Raw genomic sequence first — 19,934 nt, 5'->3', positions numbered from 1 at the left:
CGGTTCTGAATATGAGTTTCACCGCGACGGCAGGCTAGTTGTTTCGTCGGTTCGATGCCATCACCGAAATCGCCAGCGGGCCGGTGCGCGTTGCCGAGTTCGAATGGGGCAGGGAGCGATCTCATCGCGGAACTTGTTGCAAAGGCCGCATTCTGCAAATCTGAAAGCAAAGTGGGAATCTGCGCGATGAAGAGCCTTCTGCTGCTGGCGGGTTGTGGCTTGCTGCTTGCCGCCTTGGCGCCCGCCATGGCCAAGGATCAAGCACGTGACTCGGACAAGGCGGCACTTGCCGAATGCCTAAAATATGTCAGCGATTTTCCCGGCGACGTTCCCGGTGTGAATGAAGCGCCGAAGCCGGCATCCCATATCGACAACGCAATCAAGCTCGCCGGCCACGAACCTGCCTCGTGCATAAACTATGTAACCGAGCTGTGCTCTTTCGAGAGCGACGATGGCCAGTCACAGTTGGGCTTGATCGATTGCGCCGACCGCGAGGTCAGTGTGTGGGAGGATCGTCTCAACACGACCTACGACGCGCTCATGGCCAAGGCCGGCACACCCAAATTGCGGGAAGGCTATCGCAAGATGCAGCGCGCATGGATCGCTTACCGCGATGCGCGCTGTGCGGCAGAAGGGTCCGCCGAAACCGTCAACACCGATCGCCAGAGCAATATCATTGTCAGCTGCATGCTTGATGCGACGGCCCGGCAGGCACTGATCCTTGATGATGAGCTGTCGGATCTGAAGTGATCCAGCGACGAGAGATGGCGAAGGCAAATCACAGAAAGACCTGGCAATGAAGCAGAGGATTATCGTCTGTCCGCTGATCGAGAACGATGGCGCATATCTGCTTTGCAAAATGCCAAGCGACCGAGGCGTGTTTCCAGGCCAATGGGCTTTGTCCGGTGGCGGGATGGAAGCCGGAGAGAACATCGAAGAGGCACTTCACCGGGAGATCCGGGAAGAGCTTGGTGACAAGTTGGAGATCTTGCAAGCGACCCCTTGGACATTTCGCGATGATGTTCGGGTCAAGACGTATGCGGACGGGTCGACCGAGGAAATCTACATGATTTACCTCATCTTCGATTGCCGCGCCGCCAACCGGACGGTGGAACTCAACGATGAGTTTGAGGATCACGCATGGGTTCGTGCGGGCGCGTTCGATTCCTATGACCTTGAATGCAGCCACACGGATAACTTTGGCTGCGAAGGGCCTGATTCAGGGCTGACCTCTGGGGGCTGTGAAAGGACTGCAACGTCCGGCATCCACGACATCCTAAAGTCGCATAAGATAGATTATGGAACTTAAGCATTGACCAGCAACTGGAAATTGCTGCTGATTTTCATAGGCTTGGCACGATCGATGCGTATTGCCCTGAGCTGATGGCCAACGCTACGCTGCGTGAATGACGACGGCAAAGCGTGAGATCGAAGTGGCGATTGAAGTGTTCGTGCATGGCTACAGCACGGGCAGAAGCCGCACCTTTCCTTACGAGGCCAGCCGCGTCGGGCCATTGTGGCTGATGCGCGATGCCGAGCGCAAGAATCCTCGCGACTACCGTAGCGAAGAATGGGTCGTCCATGACGTCGCCGCCGAGGAAGCTGATGCGGTCGTGCGGCAGCATGCACGGCCGGGTTTTGCTGTTTCCGTCGTGATCGCGAACGACGAACCGGATGGACCGACGCGAACCGCCTACAAAGCTCTCGGTTACCGGCTGCTGCGGACGGAAGGCTTTTTCGTCCAGCCACTGCGCCGGATACCGAGCCCGCCGGCTGCCGTTTTGATCGAACGCGTGCAGACCGTCGAACGTGCCACACAATTGGCAAAGGTCATCCGCAGGCGGCCCATTGCCGCCGATCTGCTCGGCAACGACGCGCCATTCCGGCAGTATGTGGCGGTGGATGGCGACGCTATTGTCGGGCGCGTGCGCAGCGTGGATGCCGCCGGCGCCACCTGGTGCGAGGCCATGTTTGTCGAGCCTTCTCATAGGCGCCGCGGCATCGGCCAGGCGCTGATGGCTAAAATGCTGCACGATGACCGGGCCCGTGGGTCGCGATGCTCGGTGCTGATGGCGACACACGCCGGAGCGCTGCTTTATCCCCGCATGGGCTATGAGCGAATTGGAACGCTGCTGATATTCGGCCCAAAGGGCCGAACACCCTCATGAGAGGTCGTTTATATCACGCTGATTCATAAGGAATTTCAATCACCATGCCGTCATAGGCCGGCACCACGTGATCAGGCGTCTCGGCCATCACTGTGGCATAGTCGAGCGGCACGTGCATGTGGGTCAGCACGGCATTCCTCGGCACCAGCCTCTCGATCCATTCCAGCGCCTGGCCGAGCGAGAGATGGCTTGGATGGGTGTTGTACTGCAGCGCATCGATGACCAGCATTTCCAGGCCTCGCAGCCGCTCGGCGGTGGCGTCGGGAAAGCCGCTAATATCAGGGCAATAGGCCAGGCCGCCAATGCGGAAGCCGAGCGAGATGATGTCGCCATGGAATTGCGGCAGCGGCTCGAGGGTGAGGGCACCCCCCTCGCCTTCGATCACCACGGGCTTTGCGTGGCCGATGATATGGGCCCGCACGATCGGCGGATAGGAGCTGCCCGCCGGTGTCTCGAAGCAATAGCCGAACGCCTGTCGCAGACGCAGCATCGTCGGCTGGTCGGCATGGATGTCAATCAGGTGGCGCTGCTCCTGCACATAGCCGCGCAGATCGTCGATGCCGTGGATATGGTCGGCGTGCGGGTGCGTGTAGACGACCGCATCGATGCGTTTGACCGAAGCGAGCAGCATCTGCTCGCGGAAATCCGGCCCGGTGTCGATGACCACGGTGGTGCGGCCGCCATTGGCCGCAATCCGCTCGACCAGTGCCGCCGTGCGCATGCGCCGGTTCCTCGGATTGGTCGGGTCGCAATTGCCCCAGTCGCCGGTGATGCGCGGCGTACCTGGCGACGAGCCGCAGCCGAGAATGGTGAGGCGCAGCCGGTCAGTCATCGTTCAGGCACTCTGCTCGGCAGGTCGCGGCATCTTGCCGAAAAGCCGGAAGAAATTGTTCGTCGTCAGATCAGCGACTTCAGCCTCGCTGACGCCAATCGTTTCCGCCAGCACTTTGGCAGTGTGCGCGACATAGGCCGGCTCGTTGCGCTTGCCGCGAAACGGTATCGGCGCCAGATAGGGTGCGTCTGTTTCGACCAGCAGCCGGTCACGCGGCACGTCGGCTGCGATGGCGCGCAATTCAACTGAGTTCTTGAAGGTCAGGATGCCCGAGAACGACACATAGCCGCCGAGCGCGACGCCCACCTCGGCCAGCCGGCGCCCTGAGGAGAAACAGTGCAGGATGAAGGGGAAGGCGCCCTTCCCTGTTTCATCCTCGAGAATGGCTGCCATGTCGTCATCGGCGTCGCGCGAATGGATGACGAGAGGCAGGCCGGTCTCGCGAGCGGCGGCGATGTGATTGCGAAAGCCCTGCGCCTGCGCATCGCGCGGCGCCTTGTCGTAGAAATAATCGAGCCCCGCCTCGCCGATCGCCACCACCTTCGGATGAGCCGACAGACGGACGAGCTCGGCAGTCGTGACGTCGAGTTCCTCGGCGGCATTGTGCGGGTGGGTGCCAACGGAACAAAAGACCTCGTCGAAACTCTCCGCGATTTCAAGTATTTGCTGAAACCGCTTCACACGGGTCGAGATCGTCACCATGCGGCCGATGCCGGCCGCTTTGGCGCGGGCGACAATGGCCGCCCGCTCCTCGGTGAAATCCGGAAAGTCCAGATGGCAGTGGCTGTCGACGAGCATCAGGCGTTCGCACCCTGCTGTTCGACATAACGCGGAAACACGCCTTCCGGCACCGGCAATGCCGTGCCGGAAACCAGTGCATAGTCGGCGTGGACATACTCGAAGTTACGCTTGTCCGCCGGCACCGCCAGCAGGTCGAGCAGCTTGGCGGCCGACCCCGGAATGTAAGGCTGGCTCAGAAGTGCGACGCGACGGACGATTTCGGCGGTCGTCCACAGCACCGTTTCCATTCGCGCCGGGTCGGTCTTCTTCAGCGCCCAGGGCTCCTGAGACGTGAAATAGCGATCGGCCTCGGCGGCGACGCCGAAGATTGCCGCCAGCGCCAGATGGATACCCTGCTCCGTCATCGCCTTGCGCGCTGTGCCAAGCGCTTCCACTGCCTGGTCGAGGATCGCACTGTCGGCTTCGGTCAGCTCGCCACGCTGCGGCACCACGCCGCCACAATTCGCGGCGATCATCTTCAGCGAGCGTTGCGTCAGATTGCCGAGGCCGTTGGCGAGGTCGGCATTGGTGCGGTTGACGATCGCTTCATGGCTGTAGCTCCCGTCCTGGCCGAACGGCACCTCGCGCAGGAAGAAATAGCGCACCTGGTCGACGCCGTAGTGGTCGACCATGGTGAACGGGTCGATGACGTTGCCGACCGATTTCGACATCTTCTCGCCGCGGTTGAACAGGAAGCCGTGACCGAAGACGCGCTTCGGCAGCGGGATGCCTGCCGACATCAGGAAGGCCGGCCAATAGACTGCGTGGAAGCGCACAATGTCCTTGCCGATAATATGCGCATCGGCCGGCCAGAAGCGCCATTTCTCATCATTTTCATCGGGATAGCCGACGCCAGTAATGTAATTGGTCAACGCGTCGACCCAGACATACATGACGTGCTTCTCGTCGCCCGGCACCGGCACGCCCCAGTCAAAGGTGGTGCGCGAGATCGACAAATCCCTGAGCCCGGATTTGACGAAGCTCATCACTTCGTTGCGGCGCTCGGCCGGGCCGATGAAGTCGGGCTGGTTTTCGTAGAGCGCAATGAGCTTGTCCTGGTAGGCCGAGAGCCGGAAGAAATAGCTCTCTTCCTCGACCCATTCGACCGGCGTTCCCTGTGGCCCGTAGCGGACATTGTCCGGGCGGACCTCCGTCTCCTCCTCGCCGTAATAGGCTTCGTCGCGCACCGAGTACCAGCCGGCATAGCCGCCCTTGTAGATGTCGCCATTGGCGTCCATCGCCTTCCAGATCGCCTGCGAGGACGCGTAGTGCCGCTCTTCGGTGGTGCGGATGAAATCGTCATTGGAGGCGTTGAGCGCGGTCGCCATGCGCTTGAAATCGGCCGAATTGCGGTCGGCCAGTTCGCGCGCCGAAATGCCGTCGCGCTTCGCCGTCTGCAGCATCTTGATGCCGTGCTCATCCGTACCGGTAAGGAAGAACACGTCCTTGCCGTCGAGCCGCTGGAAGCGCGCAAGCGCGTCGGTGGCGATCAACTCGTAGGCATGGCCGATATGCGGCTTGCCGTTCGGATAGGAAATCGCGGTCGTGATGTAGAATGTGTCGCGTGACATGAATGAACCATCATGAATGTCTGAATGGAAGCCGTGGCGGTGGATATCGCATCGGAATGGCGATTGCCATCCCGGTGGGGGCCGTCACATTCGCATCGCAGAATTCAGGCGGTCGATCATGGTCAAGGCGTGCTGCTTCTTGTCGAGATTATAGGTGTCGGTCTCAGATATCGCGTCCAGCGCCTCATGCCAAGTGTCCGACAGGATTTTGGCCCGCGCGAGATCGCCCGACAGCGCTGCCTGGCTCGCGGCGTCCGACAACAAGTCCAGCGCCCGGCGGTTGAAGATATCGAACTGGATCGCCTGGTCTTTGCCGGCGACGGCTTCCGCCAGCCGATAGGCACCGCCGATGTCGTTCTTTCCCTTCGCCACCAGCGCATCGAGCGTCTCGGCGATCTCAAGCCCGCCATATTGCGTCAACAGGATCGCGTTGCGGGCGCTGCCCCCTGCCCGTTCGACCAGTGCCGCCCGCGCAGCCGGATCGTCCGGTGGCGGCGGTTCGGCGGTCTGCAGCACCGCCAGCAAATCGTCGGCGTCGAGCGGCGTCAGGCGTATCACCTGGCAGCGCGAGCGGATCGTCGGCAGCAGGCTGCCCGGCGCATGGACGATAAGAATGAACAGCGTTCGCGCCGGCGGCTCCTCGAGATTCTTCAGCAAGGCATTGGCGGCATTGGCATTCATGTCGTCGGCCGGGTCGACGATGACGACCCGGTAGCTGCCATCATGCGAGGTCATCGACAGGAAGCGGCTGACCCTGCGGATCTCGTCGACGGTGACGACTGTCTTGAAGCTCTTGGTCTTGTCGTTCATCGGCCGGGTCAGATGCAGCACGCCCGGATGCGCCCCGGTGGCGATCTGGCGAAACAGCGGCGAGGCAGGATCGGGACTGGCCAGGCTTTCCGGCGCCTGCGCGAAGGCTGGGTGCTTCAAGAGGTGATGGGCCAGATGGAAGGCCAGCGTCGCCTTGCCGATGCCGACCGGTCCGGCAAAGATCAGCGCATGGGGCAGCTTTCCCGATCGATAGGCGGCGGCGAGCATCTCGGCGGCCTGCCTGTGCCCGACCAGACGGGGCGTTTCGGACGGTTCGGGCACGCCGTCCAGCGTATCATGCTGTTCCGGTGCGATGCGTTCGAAGATCATACCGGTGCGGCCTGCCTGTTGCGTGCGGGCGCCCTCGCCTCCAGAGCCGCGAATACGGCCGCGGTGACGACGTGCTCCACCGTATCGGGATCGGCGGACGCGTCGACGACGATGCAGCGTTCCGGCTCAGCCGCGGCGATCGCCAGAAAGGCATCGCGCCGGGCTTGATGGATATCAAGCGTCTCCTTTTCGAAGCGGTCGGCGCCGGCATCGCTGCCGCGCCGCAGCGTCGCGCGCTTGAGGCCTTCGGCCGGATCGATATCGAAGATCAGCGTCATGTCGGGCATCATGCCGTTGATGGCGACCTGTTCGAGCGCAGCCATGAACGCCGGGTCGATCCCGCCGGTAACGCCCTGGTAGACGCGCGAGGAATCCAGGAAACGGTCGCAAAGCACGATCGAACCGCGCTCGACCGCCGGCCGGATGACCTGCTCGACATGGTCGGAACGCGCGGCGGCGAAGAGCAGCGCTTCCATCTTCGGTCCGAACGGCTCCGCGGCACCCGAAAGCAGCACATGCCTGACCGCTTCGGCGCCCGGCGAGCCACCCGGTTCGCGCGTCAGCAGGACATCATACTTCTTGGCGCGCATCTTCCTCGCCAGCCGTTCGATCTGCGTCGACTTGCCTGCGCCCTCGCCGCCTTCGAAGGTGATGAAAAATCCGCGCGCCAATCGAAAGGGCCTTTGTCCAGGTGGATTGTTGCGCTCTAGATAGTCCGCGTTCGGGAAAACGTCCATGCCGTCGGTGCTATCGCAGCCAGCCGATGGCCAGTTCCTTGACGGCATCGAGCGCGCGTTGCGGCAACGTGCCGACGCCGATCGATTCTGCGGCGAAAAGCGGCGTCTCCTGGCTCAGCGTGTCGCCGATCCAGACGCGCAGCGCACCCACCGGCTGGCCTTCCTCAACGGGCGCCGCAACCGGGCCGGTATAGACGATCCTGGCCGTCAGCTTGTCGCGGTTGGTGATCGGCAGGAAGATGTCGATCGGCCCTCTTGCCTTCAGCGTCACGCCGGATTTCGCCCCGCCAAAAACCTGGGCCTCGCCGACCACCTCGTCCTTGGCGAAGATCTCGGTCTTCTCGAACGAGCGCGCGCCCCAGTCGAGCAGCTTGCGCGCTTCCTCGGCACGCTCCTTGTCGTTGGCCAACCCGCTCATCGCCATGATCACCCGCGTGCCGTTGTGGGTGACCGAAGCGACGATGCCGAAGCCCGACACCTCGCTCGCACCGACAGCCAGGCCATCGGCGCCGATGTCCATGGCCAGCAACGGGTTGCGGTTTTTCTGCGAGATCTTGTTCCAGGTGAAATCCTTCAGGCCGTAGTAGCGATAGAAATCCGGGTAATCGCGCCATAGATGCAGGGCCAATAGCGCCAGTTCGCGCACCGTCGTCTGCTGACCGTCGGCCGGCAGGCCGGTCGAATTGACGAAGGTCGATGTTTTCAGGCCGATCTGGCGGGCGCGCTCGGTCATTTGCGCGGCAAAATTGTCCTCGGATCCGGCCATGCCTTCGGCGATGACGATGCAGCCGTCATTGGCCGCCTGCACGGTCACACCCTGGATCAGGTCCTCGAGCCGGATCGCCGATTTCAGCTTGGCAAACATCGTTGATGTTCCCGACGGCGCGCCGCCCTTGCGCCAGGCGTTTTCGCTGACCACGAACGTGTCGTCGAGTTTGAGGCGCCCGGATTTTATGGCGTTGAAAACCACTTCCATGGTCATCAGCTTGGCCATCGAGGCCGGCGGGATCGGCTTGTCGGCATCTTTCGCAAACAGCACCGTGCCGGTGTCGGCATCGATCATGAAGGCCTGGGTGGCTTTGGTCTCAAAAAGCTGCGCGTGGGCTGGAGCGAGGCAAAGCAGCAGTAAAGCCAGTCCCAGAAAGCCGGCAAATGGCGGAAAGGCGCGCAACTGCATGAAATCTTGACCCGTTTGCCGGTTTTGGCACAGCCAAGCTATCAGGGTTTTTTCCGCCGGATCAACCGCGCGGGCAAAATAGATCAGTTGCGCACAGCCAGAGCGTCCGGCGCGCCGTGCGACCATGCCGCCTGCAGCAGCTCGTCCAGGCCGCCATGGCCATTCGGATAGAGATTGACCGCATACCAGTCATTGCCGTCGAGATCGGAACGCTGGATCTCCGTTCTGCCGAAGGGCTGAAGTGCCGTGGCCACGCGCCTGGCTTCGGCGGCGTCATCGAACGTGCCGGCCGCGACATAGTCGGCGTTGGACGGCGACGCTTGCGGATTGGACTTTTTCCAGGACCGCAGGATGTCGGCGGGCGACATGCCGCTGTCGTCCAGCGCGGCAAAGACATCGGCGCGCTGCACGCGTTCATCCGCATAGGACAGCGAGGCCACCGCGAACGGCGACTGCGGCGGCAGGCCGAGCTCCGGGCGCTCCGGCACGATCGGTCCGAAATCGGGCAGCACCAGGTCGCCGAAAGCCGGTGCCTGCGACGACAAGGACGGTTGCGAGGCCTGGCCGGAATCCGTCAACTGTCTGGGGAACGGCACAGCGGCTGCGCCTACCGGCAGGCTGGGCGACGGCCCGTTCATCGCCACCATGACACCGGTCGGCAAGCCATCCGACGGATCCGGAATCCGGTTGCCCGGATGGTAGGATGCCATGAGATACTGGTCGTCGTTGCCGTCGAGCGGTGCGCGACCGACATATTCGACCTTGACCTTCGCGGTGCCGACCTTGTCGTAGTCGAGCATCTGCGCCGCGCGCTCCGAGACGTCGATAATGCGGCCCTCATGATACGGACCCCGGTCGTTGACGCGCACGATGACCGAACTGCCGGTTTCGAGGTTGGTGACACGGGCGTAACTCGGCAGCGGCATGGTCGGATGCGCGGCGGTCAGTTGCGCCGTGTCATACACTTCGCCATTGGCGGTCAGCCGGCCATGGAAGGCGTCGCCATACCAGGAGGCCAGGCCAACCTTGGCGTAGTGCCGATCTTCCTTGGGATAGTACCACTTGCCGCGAACCTGGTAGGGTTTGCCAAGCTGGTCGCGACCGCCTCCGCGCCGCATGAAGTTGACGCGCGGGCTCGCCTTCACGCCATATTCGGTCTCGGCGAAATATTCCTTGGAGCGATGCTTGGGATTCACCATCGCCTTCGGCTCAGGCTGCGACGCGCAAGCCGCCAGCAATGCAGCCGACGCAGCCAGCAGCGTAAGCGTGGAAGCGCGACGAAGACGCGGGCGCGTCGTAGCCTGCATTATCCTGAAATCCCCTACAGTCTCAATCAAGACGCCGTCGTTTGAACAGCAGAGGAGCCAAAGCACTCACTCGACGATATCAACGACGCCCTGAACCCCGATCCTTTGTGCGCAGGAATTGTTTATCACGGTATTAATCGACTATGTTCGGAACCCGGCAACATTGTGGCGCGAATGTGCATGCGGGATCGAGGTGACGGGATAGATGGCGGAGGCTGCGCGATCTTGGCGACGGCGTTACGGAGATATGCGCTTTGAGTTGGTGGACCGATATGGAAGCGGCAGAGGCCTGTGCGAGTGAACAACCCGAGCGAGCCCACTACTATCCCAAGGACGATCCGTACCTGATCAACAAGACCGGAGTTCGTCGAGCATCACGTCGTCTATGGCGACCTCGTCACCTCGCCAAGGCAGCAGGTGTTGGAGGGAATACCGTCAACCGTTTTGAAGCCGGCCAGGATGCTCGGATCAGCAGCCTCGACAAGATGCGCGCCGCCCTTGAATCGGCCGGCGTCGAGTTCATCCCCGAGAATGGCGGCGGCGCTGGGGTGAGGCTAAAAAAATGACCCCAGAACAAGAGGCACATATCGAGCACCTCAAAAAGAGACGTCCGCAGGCTCTTGGCGTTCTTCTGGTGGGGCTTCCCTTTGCTCTCTTGCTTGTGAAGTTTTGCAAAGCCGAAGGATGGAATGCTCGGCTATATCTGCCCATCGTATTCGGCATTTCGATCCTCATCGGCCGTGTCTCAACCGTGATGGTGCAGCGGCTAATGGCCAAGAAGTAAGCGACGCTCCCGTTCGCTGAAATCGTCGAGCGCTCCCGAAAGGGAGCCGGCTTGCGTTCGCTCTCGACTGGCGCGACGTTACCCTCGGGGAACAAGAGGAGGGCTTCAGCATGCGCTATGCAGTTCTATTGCGGGCGCTCGTCGCCAGCGCGGCCGCCGCAAAGGACGTGGCGGCGATCGATCCCGTCGAGTTCATGGTCTCCTGGCCCGATCTGATTGGGCGAGAAATAGTCATTGCCAGGGGCCGTATCGCCGTCGCCAGTGATGCCTTCATAGCCATGCAACTGCCAAGCGGCAACGTTACGCTGATGCCGCCGTGGCTCGACCGTGACGATCTGCGCCCGCTTTTTGAACACTGCACGAAATCATGACCGATGACCGCTGCGATCTCGCCGTCCAAGGCACGGTCGGCAAGATGGCTATTGGGAACGGCCCGCAGCTGAAGGGCGTAGACTTCCTGCTTGCCGGCCCGGTCAGCAGCACAGCCGATTTGCAAATTTTCGCCCTAGCGTCCCTTTTAGACTCGCCGAGATAACCCCAACGAAATCTCGGCGAGCCAGCCGCCCCGGTACAAGGGACGATAGAGCGACCAACTCCTCTACGAGTCCGTTACCCACAAAGTTGCCGGAAATCGTCAAACACGCCATTGCGAGGGGCGAAGCTTGCGCGCAAAGCTGCATCATGAGGGCAGCGGTCTATCTCGTAGTTGTCGCGGCAATATCTATCCGCACTGCAACAGCCGAAACGCGTGATCTCCTCGACCCGCACCTTGTCGCCGATCCCCTTGGCCGCGCCTTCTGCTTGTCCTTGGTAGTCGGCACGGTCCGCCAGTGCGTCTGTCGAAGACGCTGACGATGTAGGTTGTGGCCGGCTCGTCGTTCATCGCCAGGGCCTTTGCTTTTTCCTTCATTCACACGCTGCGATCATATTAGCATTAGTACATATATTCGCTAGCCGGCGCGCTGTTGCTCACAAAACTGCCTGTCGGCTAGGCCCGGCGTCCTATTCACATCCCAATCTATAGGTGCCGGGCCGCATTGCTTGTGAAAGCATTAGCTAAAACCGCACGGCCATTGCGGTGGAACCTCGGGCGCCTGCTTCGCTGAAGGTCAGGGTCCGGCTATGGCTCGATGGCGTGACCCGAATCTTAAGCGAAATGACGCGGCCTTATCTCTGCCGAACAGCTTCCGATCTTAACCATAAGACAGGCAAGACTAAGGTCTTGCGCCCTGCCAGCGAAGGTCTGACGTTACCGCTTTAGTTCCGCGAATGTCCGTTGGACGTTCCATTACTTTAGCTAAACGTGATATTGGTCATTTGGTACCGTTCACACCTTGGCGCTATCCGGCGGTAGGGGAATGGCTAGGGGACTTGTATCGCCCCGCCCCTCCACAAGGCGGGCCGTTCGCGTTATGAGTAACCTGATTGGGATTGGGGCTTATGTCGCGAGATACTGTAATCTCACTATTCCCGACAGTAGCGATGGGCGTTGCTACTGTCGTGTGCATATTCTTGCAAAAGTGGTACGCGATCTCGCGGGGGCGTCTCGTCCGCATATTTTTGTTGGTGACGCTGGCGACGGCTTTTCTTGAGATGCAGATAGTGACGGCTGTTACGGGGAGAGAGGATCACCACCCTATCTCGACCCACCCCCAAACCAGCGGATGAACTCCACTTCTTTCCCGGTGGCATCGGCGGTCGCCAGGCAGCTTTCCCTGTGGCGAACCAGCTTTTGCACAAAAAGTCCCATCCTATGAAACCATCGGCTCCTCCGTTCGTTTTGAGCACCGGTTTGCGAGTGGAAGAGAAGCAGTGCCATGCCCTTGTCCGACGAGTTGCGCGATGTACCGGTCGAGTTTCATTGTCCTGTCTGTTCCTATCCGACGGTGAGAAAGGGCTCCTGGCTGAAGACGATCGGCAGCTTCAAATGCGATGGCTGCGAGACGAAGGTGCGGATTGGCTACGAAGAGAAGCTCACGATTTTCGAACATCACCTGAGAAAACGTTAGCCGAACAGCCCGGCCATCCTGATGCATCGAACCCGTGATTATGCCCGAGCCGGTCGATCGACGCCTGAATATCGAGCTTGGTCGACGGTCAGCGCGCGCTAATGCCTTGCATTTTAGCCTAATTGAATGTGAGGTGGTCATGAAATTCCGAGCGGGGGCTCATGACCACAGACCTATTTCTGACCGCTGTCGCAGCATTCTCGATTCTCGTCCCGCTGTACTTCATCCTTAAGTGAGGCATTAGGCCCGTTCCTCGGCCTCGCCAGCGCGTGTTTCCCGCGGGCCGCGACCTACACCGCGGCCGACGCTTCCCGCGCGTCCTGGCGCCCGCCTGTGGCCAGTCGCAGTGTCTGGTTGCCCTGCAATCTGCCTGAACGCAGAAACCTCGCCGCTCCATTTGCGAAGCGGCGAGGTCCGCCCCACGGCCCCAACAGCCGGCATTGCTGACAGTGCAATTGTTGGGCCAGCGGCAATTGATCCATTATGGGACAGAAGGACCGGTCGCCGCATGTTTACGCGGCCGCATCGTCCGGACCTCAGTTGCCGCCGCAGTGGTTGACGCGGCCCTCAATGCCGCATTACAGGAATGAACAGCGAACCGGTCGGGAACGCCTTCGGTGCCAATCCGGTGCCAACCGCTCAAAAACGGCCGATAGCGAAAGTCCTAAGTGATTGAATAATCACAACGGAGGGATGGCCGAGCGGTTTAAGGCACCGGTCTTGAAAACCGGCGTGGGCGCAAGTTCACCGTGGGTTCGAATCCCACTCCCTCCGCCATAGGTGTCTGATTTACTTGATTTTATTCACTTTTCTAACTCTTACGCACAAATCTACGCATAATCTTTTCTTGGCGCTGATTCCACCGGCGGAGCAAGGCGCTGAATGGTGAGTCGTTCTGGACGATCGGGATGCAAATATCTTCCATCTCCCGTATCGCGGCGTGTAACAGCGGTCCAATTTTGTCCTGCGCTGACGGAAGACCCCAAACGGCGGCGTCAATCTCTTTGCGAAAGGCTGGGTCATCACCCAGTTCAACCCGCTCGCCCCTAATGCTTTCGTAGCGTGTGTAAGCCAAGGCGGTGAACGACCGGAGCGCTTCGTCAACCTTCTCAAAGGGCCGGCTAGCGTTCGGACCGAACAGCGCTCTCATTCGAAATTTGTAGGAGAAGAAGTCTTTCCAAAAATTACTCTGCGATTTCCACCTGGCAATGGGGACATAGTGCGTGTCGCGCACGCGGACTTCGCCCTCAGATTCATGATCACGCCTGGGTCGATCCGCGGATTCTACCGCCGGATATGACATAGGGCTGCGGAGTTCTCTTACTTTCTCTTCGGCCTCATAAAACTGCGCAATGACATGTTGGCAGAGTTCGATATCGCGACGCCCTTTCATTTCACGTTTCCAGGCGTGCAGGCCAGCAAATGCTATGTAGGTCCCTCCTCCGGTCGCGACGATCGTCGCTATGGTCTGAAGCTTACTAATAGATCGGCCATCAGCGTCCCCCGCGACATTTTGCTGGCAAGCAATACCTGCGGTTCTTCCTACTGCCAATTGCGACCCCAATTTTTTCCTGCGACTATCTGCAAGTCCACGCGACATGGACGCGACATGTGGGGGCCTAAGAACAACGATGCCAAATCGTCTATTGCGCAAATTGGGTCGCGCCAGGGTGTCTGATGCTTTCGGCTTCCTTGGAATTATCGCCGCTCTGGGGGCATTGACGATCTCAGGCCAAGCTTCTGGGGCCGACCTGTGTTCAATATCGCAAGATGAGGCAAACGCCTCATCCAAATGCATCCGATGGTATTTCGCCTGTCGAGGGAGAGTTCTTGGCAAGCCCGATAAGCGATTTGAGACAATGCCCTACACAACTCGCCTCAGATACGTAGCTCAAGCCCTTTACAAGGTGGCAGAGCAAAACTGCGAGCAATTCGATTATGTGCAGGCAAAGGCCGCACTCGACGCGAGGCTTGAGGAAATTGGAGGCCAGTGAGACAAAGCAAAAGCCCGCCGCTGTGAAGGCAGTCTGGAGCCATCGCCGCGGGGTTACGTTCTCGCAACACCCTCAAAAACATCGCCTTCGCTGCCGTACTCAACTGCAAGTCGTGGGAATAGTTTTGCCAGGCGTCGAGTTCATTCGCCCCAGAATGGCGCCGGGGTGAGGCTCAGAAAGGCGGCACCTAGGAATGGCTACGACCTCCGCACCAGCTTTGAATTTTGCGATCCTCGCTCTGGCGGCGATCGTTTGGCTTGCCGGCGCCGCATGCGCTTTCATAGAGCGCAGCCCCAAGTTAGACCGTGCCGCCGGCGTTGCCCTTTACGGTTTCGGCGCCATAATGTTGGTGGGCGGGATATATGGCATGCTGTCGGCGATCGTCTGGACACTGCGCGCCATCTTCTGATCAGCGCCTTTTCGGCTTCGGCGTGACCGCCTCGACCCGCACCTTGTCGCCGATCTCCTTGGCCATCGCCAGCGTCCTTGGCGGTCAGGACAGTGCGCCAATGCGGTTTCTCGAACACGCTCACGATGTAGGTGGTTCTTGCGGACTTAGGTCCGGCTGGCATACTTCACCTTGCCCCACTGGCTGCATTGAGGACACAAAGGGTGCAGATAGGCCAACTTGTCGCCTGGAATATTTCCGGAACTGGTGATCGTCAGGCTACCGCCATTGAAACCCTCCAAGCTGTAGGATTCCCAGGTGCCACTGAGGGGCTGATCGTCTTCTCGTAGTTTCAAAAATCCGGTGCGACCGCATTCGCAAACCAGCTTCTCCCTTAAAACAGTTGAGAGCACTTAAGGACTGACCTTCCGATGCGGCAAACAAGCCCGATGCTACATGGGCATTTTACGCTTGCCGCCATTCATTGTGATGATTGCAGACAACGCTATCGAACGTCGGTTTCCAGTCGCGATTGCGCTCTCGCTGCAGGCCCTCGTAGTCAGGAATGCAGGTGAAGAACACCGGGCGCCGATCACGGCCGGCGGCCTTGCAATTCAGACGAACAGACGGTTTCGCAGGCCGGCCAGGAGTGCGGTTGCGTACTTAAGATCACTCTAATAAAGAGGCTGACCAGACAACAAGGGAATCAACAAATGACCGAAGCCGATACCCGCGCAGCCCAACTAGCCGGGTTAACCGCAGATGTCGTATCCGCATATGTGAGCAATAACCCATTGCCAGCCGCCGCTCTGCCGGAGCTAATCGCGTCGGTGCATCTCTCACTATCAGGGCTTAGCCAGCCGTCAGCGCCGCTAGCCGAAGAGCTTGTGCCCGCGATCAACCCGAAGAAGTCGGTAATGCCCGATTTTATCATCTGCCTCGAAGACGGCAAACGGTTCAAATCTCTGAAGCGCCATCTACGCGTCGACTTCGGCTTAACGCCGGAAGCCTACCGCGCCAAATGGAACCTGCCGAGGGATTATCCAATGGTCGCGCCGAACTACTCCGACCGCAGGTCTGCTATGGCAAAGTCCATGGGCCTGGGCCGCAAGTCAGTGCCTGAGATGGGAGCAAAGTAGGTGCCTGCGAAGCTGAAAGCAAAGGCTTAGTGGCCGATCGACATGACGTCACGGAAAGACTCAGCTATGTCTGGAGTGCGGCGGGCCTGAAGAGGACCATCTGGCTGGCGCCATTCGGGCAACCTCCCCTCTGGCGCCGGCCTTTTCAAGCCCAGCGCTTTAGCGCGCCTTCCGCGATCACACCATATCCCCTGCCCTGACCTTTGATAATTTGCGCCGGCGGCGGACCCGTTTCCGCCTGGCCGGCGCCTTTTACCCCAACGCCCCCCGTCCAACGAGGTGCCGGCCAACGCGCATCGGCCGAGGGCTAGAAGTCGAACAGATCGTCCTTCACCTCATCGAGCAAATCAGGCGTCTTGTTTCGCGGATTGCTGCACGCCCTGTCTCTTCATCACAATGAACGGCGACACGCGTGAGCCTCCGTGGGACACCTTCTCGCATGGACAGAGCAGTTGGCCTTTACCGATGCCCGGGAAGTCCGCCCTTTGCCTGCATGCTGGAGAGCGGCAAATGCAGCTATATCGGCCACAGGGCCACAAACAAAAGGCCTAAGGGGGAAACCCGCCGGGCGAAGACCCCAACCACCTCAAGCCCGGCGGGCCTACTACCTGATCAGCTACGCGATCAGGGCCGGGATTACCCGGTACGAAGTCCGAAGCAAGAGCAATGCCAGCACCGACGTCCCGAAATGGGACAATACCGGGGGAAAACGTCCGTACAGGGTTCTGTTGCGGAGTTGCTAATATTAGGGTCGAATCAGCCGGCGTGCCCTCGCCGGTTAGGCCCGGCGGTCGGTAAAAGTCACACCCCAACGGGCTGTCGGGCCGCCTTCGTCAAATCCGTAGTCGACGAAATATCGCCTTTGCGCTAAATCGGTCGCAACCAGGGGTGGGGTTCATGTCCAAAAAGCAGCCGAAGCGCGAAGTCGTTGAGGTTCATGAGGACGGGGTTTTTGCCGTGGAAAACGGCATCACTCTCGACCAGTTGAGGTTTCTGATCAGGACACTTGGTAATGATCGAGAGACGTTAGTCGAAGCGGTTCGGGCGTTGCGAAACGTGGGGTGAAGCTAGCTACGCATCCGTATGCCGAAGAAGGCGGACGACCAGCGGACAGTACGCCTATTGGGCCAATTGGCCAATGAATTTCGTCGCGCCTCCTATAGAGCCCGCCAGCGCGCGCTCTCGCCGGCCGCTCTCCTACACCGCCGAAGCTTCCCTTTAATTGTGGTTGTCCAACAAAAGGGCAAGCTTTCTGGTTGCGGCGCTTTCTACAATCAGTTCCTCCAAACCGCTGTCGCCGACGCGCGATTTGTTGACGCGACGCCTGATTACACGGAGTGCTTCAGATATCGAAACCGCGGTGGTCTTCGCGTGATTATCCAGATATCGGCCGATTTCAATCACGGCATCAGCATCGATGTCGAATGGTAATTCTCGCATGGCACCCTCCCGCGCGTCACCCGAACCCTGCGAATATACAACTGCCAGCCAAAGGCAGCATCATCAATAAGGAGGAAGCCTGCGCCTCAATTCCACAATGACGATTGCAGGCTGGGATTCAGCCATAACGATGGTGACGCTATGCGGCCGCCCAGACCATAGATCCTACCGGAACTCTTAGAGCCGTCTAACGTTCGGCCCAGCAAGAGATCAGCGCAGATCCCGCATGATAAATTCATAGATCGTGCCAATTTCCTCGTCGATCTCTCGGCCGGGAATGCCTTCGGTTTCCGCCGCTCGTTTTGCGTCCGTAGCCATATCGATCACCATGAGGACGGGGTCGATAATCGGACTGTCCGCTAGATGGTCCGATATCCAGTGGTAGAGAAATCACTCCCGCGCTTGCTCATTCTTCCCGGAAATCCTGCAGTGAGGCGTGCCTCAAATCCTCCTCGCCCCGCAGATGCTTTACACGGCCGATCAGCCCTGGCTTGACCCACTGCGTCGCCGGCCGCCTCATGCCCTTTGGCGCCGCTCCTGCGTGGTCCTTGACGCGTTTCCAGAGCCGTTCGCGCATTTCCCGGTTCAAGGTGATGAAGGCGCTGCCGACATAGCGCCCGGTGCCACGCTCCGCCATCAGCGCGAAGGCCGGTTTGCCTGGCTCGCGCTCGACGCCGAGAAGTTCGTATTCGTCGATGGTATATGCCTTGATCTTCAGCCAGGCCGTCGATTTGCCGCTCCGGTACTTACTGTCTTTGCGCTTCGAGACCATGCCCTCCAGCCCGGCCTTGTCGACCAGTTCGAAGATCGCCTTGGCATCGCCGGGCAGCGCCTCGCTGAATTGGATGCGGAGCCCGGGCGGAACTATCGCGTATAGCCCAGCCCGGCGGTCTTTGAGTGGCATATCGCGAAGATCGTATCCGTTCAGGTGCAACAGATCGAAGGCCACGAAATAGAGGTCGTGCTGCCGGCTGGTGATTGCTTTGCGGAGTGCACGGAAGTCGGACAGGCCAGCCTCATTCGTGACGATCACCTCGCCGTCGAGGATGGCGCTTTTGACGTCGAGATCGCCGGCCGCTTTGGCGAGATCCCGGTACTTCGACGTCCAGTCGAGGCCGCGGCGGGTAAAGATCCGCACGCCTTCGGCGTCGACGATGACTTGAGTGCGGTAGCCGTCGAACTTGACCTCGTGAATCCATCCGTCGCCCTCGGGAGGCTTCTCGACCAGGGTAGGAATCAAAGGGTCGATGAACTTCAAACGCATGCACTGGAACTCGCAAAATGCCGCGACTCAATTAGCATGCGCTGAAATAGTTCCTGAAACTTATCTAGGCTGGTGGTCTAAAGGCAAAGCCCGCCGCTCGGAGGGGTACGGGGAGCGACGGGCCTTGTCGGTTGCCTGTAACTGCGGTGCTTGAGCCGCTCAATGAGGGTGATCCCGAATGGTTAACGGAACGTTAATAGGTCGATGCTCCGCAGGAGCCTCGTCGCCAGCGCGCGTTTCGGCTGCCCGCCGTCCTACACTGCCGACGCGCCCTGCACGTCCTGGCGCCTGCCTGTGGCCAGCAGCATAGCAGACAACTGCTTTGTTAAAAACGTACAATCGAATCCCCTTGAAGCCACGATGGAAGCAATTATGATTCCATCGTGTATTTTGGTTGCGTGAGGGCTGCCATTATGGACGCGAACGGGACGGACAGACACATTTCGGCCTTCGACTTCGACATTGTGCGTGAGGCTTTCAGGAAATCGGTAAGAGAGTTGAACATGGCTGAAGAGCATTGGGCGGCGCATGCCAAATCGCTCTTTCAGGACTTCACCGGCACTGAGCCCGACGAGGCCATGGTCAACCATATCATCGGGCGCTAGGTCAGTTACCGGCCCTTAATCATCCGCGCCTCTCGCAACAGCGATGACCAACTGTACGCGCCAAGAATGGCGACAAGATCACGAGCTTGCGCTTCGGTAATGCCTGCCTCAGCCACCAGCCGCCTAACGATAAAATCGATCTGTTTGGTGCGTGCTTCGTCCTGTTCATCGGCCATCAGCACAATCTCCTGAACGGCCAAACGCACTCATCAGGCGCTTGTTCCGCGAGAATTGTAAGGCTCGTACAGAGGATCTAAGCCCTACCTAGGTGCGGTACCGGTCCTGTCGAGCTGCCGGCCTGCGAAGCGTCGTGGCGCCAGCCTGTGGCCAGCCGCATGCATTGTGAGGCCATGCTCCGGGAAAGCCCTTCCTGCTTGTCGAGCCAAGGCCCGAAATGACCGTGCGGAAGCGACGCCTTGTTGTGCAGCAGCCAGCGGCCGATGGCGAGCTTCTGTCCGTCGGACAGGTGCCCGCGCGGGGAATCGCTCGAGTGTCGGGCGGCGCCGGATCCGCCAGCGGCACGACATTGGAAGGCGACATCAGCGCGAGATAGTCCTTGTGCACGTCATGCTGCTTGTAGGGAGCTTGGCGAACTAGCG

At 60.0% G+C, this 19,934-nt stretch carries 23 protein-coding genes and 1 tRNA gene; 12 read left to right on the top strand and 12 right to left on the bottom strand.

Translation table 11 applies throughout. The features are described from left to right. The first annotated feature begins 186 nt into the window (after window positions 1-186). The 3 genes from AC0V8S_RS23160 (at window position 187) to AC0V8S_RS23150 (ending at window position 2,168) form a co-directional block, all read left to right on the top strand. On the top strand, window positions 187-750 hold the full coding sequence (locus AC0V8S_RS23160; protein ID WP_475433572.1) for a lysozyme inhibitor LprI family protein: 564 nt from the start codon (window positions 187-189) through the stop codon (window positions 748-750). Window positions 751-796: 46 nt separating this feature from the next. Beyond that, complete coding sequence (nudI, locus tag AC0V8S_RS23155) at window positions 797-1,309, top strand: nucleoside triphosphatase NudI (protein ID WP_475433571.1); 513 nt, start codon at window positions 797-799, stop codon at window positions 1,307-1,309. A gap of 97 nt (window positions 1,310-1,406) precedes the next feature. Then, complete coding sequence (locus AC0V8S_RS23150) at window positions 1,407-2,168, top strand: GNAT family N-acetyltransferase (protein ID WP_475433569.1); 762 nt, start codon at window positions 1,407-1,409, stop codon at window positions 2,166-2,168. 13 nt (window positions 2,169-2,181) lie between these two features. Here AC0V8S_RS23150 and AC0V8S_RS23145 read toward each other — a convergent pair whose 3' ends face one another. The 7 genes from AC0V8S_RS23145 to AC0V8S_RS23115 form a co-directional block, all read right to left on the bottom strand. After that, the gene (locus AC0V8S_RS23145) at window positions 2,182-3,000 is read right to left on the bottom strand and encodes an MBL fold metallo-hydrolase (RefSeq protein ID WP_475433567.1); all 819 of its coding nucleotides are present in this window, start codon (window positions 2,998-3,000) and stop codon (window positions 2,182-2,184) included. Window positions 3,001-3,003: 3 nt separating this feature from the next. Next, entirely contained in the window at window positions 3,004-3,798 is a 795-nt protein-coding gene (locus AC0V8S_RS23140; RefSeq protein ID WP_183459094.1) for a TatD family hydrolase, read from the bottom strand. Next, window positions 3,798-5,351 carry a methionine--tRNA ligase gene (metG, locus tag AC0V8S_RS23135; protein ID WP_183459096.1) on the bottom strand — a complete coding sequence of 518 codons (1,554 nt, stop codon included), beginning with the start codon at window positions 5,349-5,351 and terminating at the stop codon, window positions 3,798-3,800. Before metG ends, AC0V8S_RS23140 begins: the two co-directional genes overlap by 1 nt. An 84-nt stretch (window positions 5,352-5,435) precedes the next feature. Beyond that, window positions 5,436-6,491, bottom strand: a complete 1,056-nt coding sequence (locus tag AC0V8S_RS23130; protein WP_475433565.1) for a DNA polymerase III subunit delta' — start codon at window positions 6,489-6,491, stop codon at window positions 5,436-5,438. Beyond that, window positions 6,488-7,162, bottom strand: a complete 675-nt coding sequence (gene tmk / locus AC0V8S_RS23125; protein WP_475433563.1) for a dTMP kinase — start codon at window positions 7,160-7,162, stop codon at window positions 6,488-6,490. The genes AC0V8S_RS23130 and tmk overlap by 4 nt, the downstream gene beginning before the upstream one ends. 76 nt (window positions 7,163-7,238) lie before the next feature. Then, window positions 7,239-8,405 (bottom strand): D-alanyl-D-alanine carboxypeptidase family protein, encoded by a 1,167-nt coding sequence (locus AC0V8S_RS23120; protein ID WP_475433562.1) that lies wholly within the window; start codon window positions 8,403-8,405, stop codon window positions 7,239-7,241. A gap of 83 nt (window positions 8,406-8,488) precedes the next feature. Continuing rightward, entirely contained in the window at window positions 8,489-9,712 is a 1,224-nt protein-coding gene (locus AC0V8S_RS23115) for a septal ring lytic transglycosylase RlpA family protein (protein ID WP_475433560.1), read from the bottom strand. 272 nt (window positions 9,713-9,984) lie between these two features. Between AC0V8S_RS23115 and AC0V8S_RS23110 the strand changes: the two genes are divergently transcribed. The 6 genes from AC0V8S_RS23110 to AC0V8S_RS23085 all read left to right on the top strand — a co-directional run bounded on the left by AC0V8S_RS23110 (window position 9,985) and on the right by AC0V8S_RS23085 (window position 13,282). Continuing rightward, window positions 9,985-10,278: a helix-turn-helix domain-containing protein gene (locus tag AC0V8S_RS23110; protein ID WP_475433558.1), complete on the top strand. Its 294-nt coding sequence runs from the start codon at window positions 9,985-9,987 to the stop codon at window positions 10,276-10,278. Then, entirely contained in the window at window positions 10,275-10,496 is a 222-nt protein-coding gene (locus tag AC0V8S_RS23105) for a hypothetical protein (protein ID WP_475433557.1), read from the top strand. Before AC0V8S_RS23110 ends, AC0V8S_RS23105 begins: the two co-directional genes overlap by 4 nt. 110 nt (window positions 10,497-10,606) lie before the next feature. Then, entirely contained in the window at window positions 10,607-10,867 is a 261-nt protein-coding gene (locus AC0V8S_RS23100; protein ID WP_475433555.1) for a hypothetical protein, read from the top strand. After that, window positions 10,864-11,031 carry a hypothetical protein gene (locus AC0V8S_RS23095; RefSeq protein ID WP_475433553.1) on the top strand — a complete coding sequence of 56 codons (168 nt, stop codon included), beginning with the start codon at window positions 10,864-10,866 and terminating at the stop codon, window positions 11,029-11,031. The genes AC0V8S_RS23100 and AC0V8S_RS23095 overlap by 4 nt, the downstream gene beginning before the upstream one ends. 1,282 nt (window positions 11,032-12,313) lie before the next feature. Beyond that, a complete protein-coding gene (locus AC0V8S_RS23090) occupies window positions 12,314-12,505 on the top strand; it encodes a hypothetical protein (RefSeq protein WP_183459104.1) in 192 nt (63 codons plus the stop codon). Between the two features lie 687 nt (window positions 12,506-13,192). Beyond that, window positions 13,193-13,282, top strand: a tRNA-Ser gene (locus AC0V8S_RS23085). Between the two features lie 34 nt (window positions 13,283-13,316). Here the strand turns inward: AC0V8S_RS23085 and AC0V8S_RS23080 are convergent. Further along, window positions 13,317-14,057 (bottom strand): hypothetical protein, encoded by a 741-nt coding sequence (locus AC0V8S_RS23080; protein WP_475433551.1) that lies wholly within the window; start codon window positions 14,055-14,057, stop codon window positions 13,317-13,319. Window positions 14,058-14,692: 635 nt separating this feature from the next. Between AC0V8S_RS23080 and AC0V8S_RS23075 the strand changes: the two genes are divergently transcribed. The 3 genes from AC0V8S_RS23075 (at window position 14,693) to AC0V8S_RS23065 (ending at window position 17,091) form a co-directional block, all read left to right on the top strand. Further along, the gene (locus tag AC0V8S_RS23075; protein WP_183459110.1) at window positions 14,693-14,908 is read left to right on the top strand and encodes a hypothetical protein; all 216 of its coding nucleotides are present in this window, start codon (window positions 14,693-14,695) and stop codon (window positions 14,906-14,908) included. Between the two features lie 692 nt (window positions 14,909-15,600). Continuing rightward, window positions 15,601-16,026 carry a Ros/MucR family transcriptional regulator gene (locus AC0V8S_RS23070; protein WP_183459111.1) on the top strand — a complete coding sequence of 142 codons (426 nt, stop codon included), beginning with the start codon at window positions 15,601-15,603 and terminating at the stop codon, window positions 16,024-16,026. Between the two features lie 897 nt (window positions 16,027-16,923). After that, complete coding sequence (locus AC0V8S_RS23065; protein WP_183459113.1) at window positions 16,924-17,091, top strand: hypothetical protein; 168 nt, start codon at window positions 16,924-16,926, stop codon at window positions 17,089-17,091. Window positions 17,092-17,244: 153 nt separating this feature from the next. On the opposite strand, the gene AC0V8S_RS23060 is transcribed toward AC0V8S_RS23065, so the two are convergent. From AC0V8S_RS23060 to AC0V8S_RS23045, 4 genes are all read right to left on the bottom strand, one after another. Continuing rightward, a complete protein-coding gene (locus tag AC0V8S_RS23060; RefSeq protein WP_183459115.1) occupies window positions 17,245-17,466 on the bottom strand; it encodes a hypothetical protein in 222 nt (73 codons plus the stop codon). A 406-nt stretch (window positions 17,467-17,872) separates the two neighbouring features. Further along, window positions 17,873-18,730: an ATP-dependent DNA ligase gene (locus AC0V8S_RS23055; protein WP_183459119.1), complete on the bottom strand. Its 858-nt coding sequence runs from the start codon at window positions 18,728-18,730 to the stop codon at window positions 17,873-17,875. Between the two features lie 610 nt (window positions 18,731-19,340). Then, window positions 19,341-19,511, bottom strand: coding sequence for a hypothetical protein (locus tag AC0V8S_RS23050; protein WP_183459121.1), 171 nt, complete (start codon window positions 19,509-19,511; stop codon window positions 19,341-19,343). A 77-nt stretch (window positions 19,512-19,588) separates the two neighbouring features. Next, window positions 19,589-19,762: a hypothetical protein gene (locus tag AC0V8S_RS23045; protein ID WP_475438682.1), complete on the bottom strand. Its 174-nt coding sequence runs from the start codon at window positions 19,760-19,762 to the stop codon at window positions 19,589-19,591. Between the last annotated feature and the right edge of the window lie 172 nt (window positions 19,763-19,934).

The organism is Mesorhizobium oxytropidicola, assembly GCF_056174625.1.
The sequence above is the reverse complement of the archived record's forward strand: the minus strand, read 5'-3'. Positions and strand labels throughout refer to the sequence as shown.

Coding starts and splice junctions, on each gene's coding strand:
- AC0V8S_RS23130 (WP_475433565.1), bottom strand. CDS start 6,491: ATGATCTTCGAACGCATCGCACCGGAACAGCATGATACGCTGGACGGC.
- AC0V8S_RS23055 (WP_183459119.1), bottom strand. CDS start 18,730: ATGCGTTTGAAGTTCATCGACCCTTTGATTCCTACCCTGGTCGAGAAG.
- nudI (WP_475433571.1), top strand. CDS start 797: ATGAAGCAGAGGATTATCGTCTGTCCGCTGATCGAGAACGATGGCGCA.
- AC0V8S_RS23115 (WP_475433560.1), bottom strand. CDS start 9,712: ATGCAGGCTACGACGCGCCCGCGTCTTCGTCGCGCTTCCACGCTTACG.
- AC0V8S_RS23075 (WP_183459110.1), top strand. CDS start 14,693: ATGGCTACGACCTCCGCACCAGCTTTGAATTTTGCGATCCTCGCTCTG.
- AC0V8S_RS23145 (WP_475433567.1), bottom strand. CDS start 3,000: ATGACTGACCGGCTGCGCCTCACCATTCTCGGCTGCGGCTCGTCGCCA.
- AC0V8S_RS23140 (WP_183459094.1), bottom strand. CDS start 3,798: ATGCTCGTCGACAGCCACTGCCATCTGGACTTTCCGGATTTCACCGAG.
- AC0V8S_RS23105 (WP_475433557.1), top strand. CDS start 10,275: ATGACCCCAGAACAAGAGGCACATATCGAGCACCTCAAAAAGAGACGT.
- AC0V8S_RS23110 (WP_475433558.1), top strand. CDS start 9,985: ATGGAAGCGGCAGAGGCCTGTGCGAGTGAACAACCCGAGCGAGCCCAC.
- metG (WP_183459096.1), bottom strand. CDS start 5,351: ATGTCACGCGACACATTCTACATCACGACCGCGATTTCCTATCCGAAC.
- AC0V8S_RS23160 (WP_475433572.1), top strand. CDS start 187: ATGAAGAGCCTTCTGCTGCTGGCGGGTTGTGGCTTGCTGCTTGCCGCC.
- AC0V8S_RS23100 (WP_475433555.1), top strand. CDS start 10,607: ATGCGCTATGCAGTTCTATTGCGGGCGCTCGTCGCCAGCGCGGCCGCC.
- AC0V8S_RS23095 (WP_475433553.1), top strand. CDS start 10,864: ATGACCGATGACCGCTGCGATCTCGCCGTCCAAGGCACGGTCGGCAAG.
- AC0V8S_RS23060 (WP_183459115.1), bottom strand. CDS start 17,466: ATGCGAGAATTACCATTCGACATCGATGCTGATGCCGTGATTGAAATC.
- AC0V8S_RS23070 (WP_183459111.1), top strand. CDS start 15,601: ATGACCGAAGCCGATACCCGCGCAGCCCAACTAGCCGGGTTAACCGCA.
- AC0V8S_RS23150 (WP_475433569.1), top strand. CDS start 1,407: ATGACGACGGCAAAGCGTGAGATCGAAGTGGCGATTGAAGTGTTCGTG.
- AC0V8S_RS23090 (WP_183459104.1), top strand. CDS start 12,314: ATGCCCTTGTCCGACGAGTTGCGCGATGTACCGGTCGAGTTTCATTGT.
- AC0V8S_RS23065 (WP_183459113.1), top strand. CDS start 16,924: ATGTCCAAAAAGCAGCCGAAGCGCGAAGTCGTTGAGGTTCATGAGGAC.
- AC0V8S_RS23050 (WP_183459121.1), bottom strand. CDS start 19,511: ATGGCCGATGAACAGGACGAAGCACGCACCAAACAGATCGATTTTATC.
- AC0V8S_RS23120 (WP_475433562.1), bottom strand. CDS start 8,405: ATGCAGTTGCGCGCCTTTCCGCCATTTGCCGGCTTTCTGGGACTGGCT.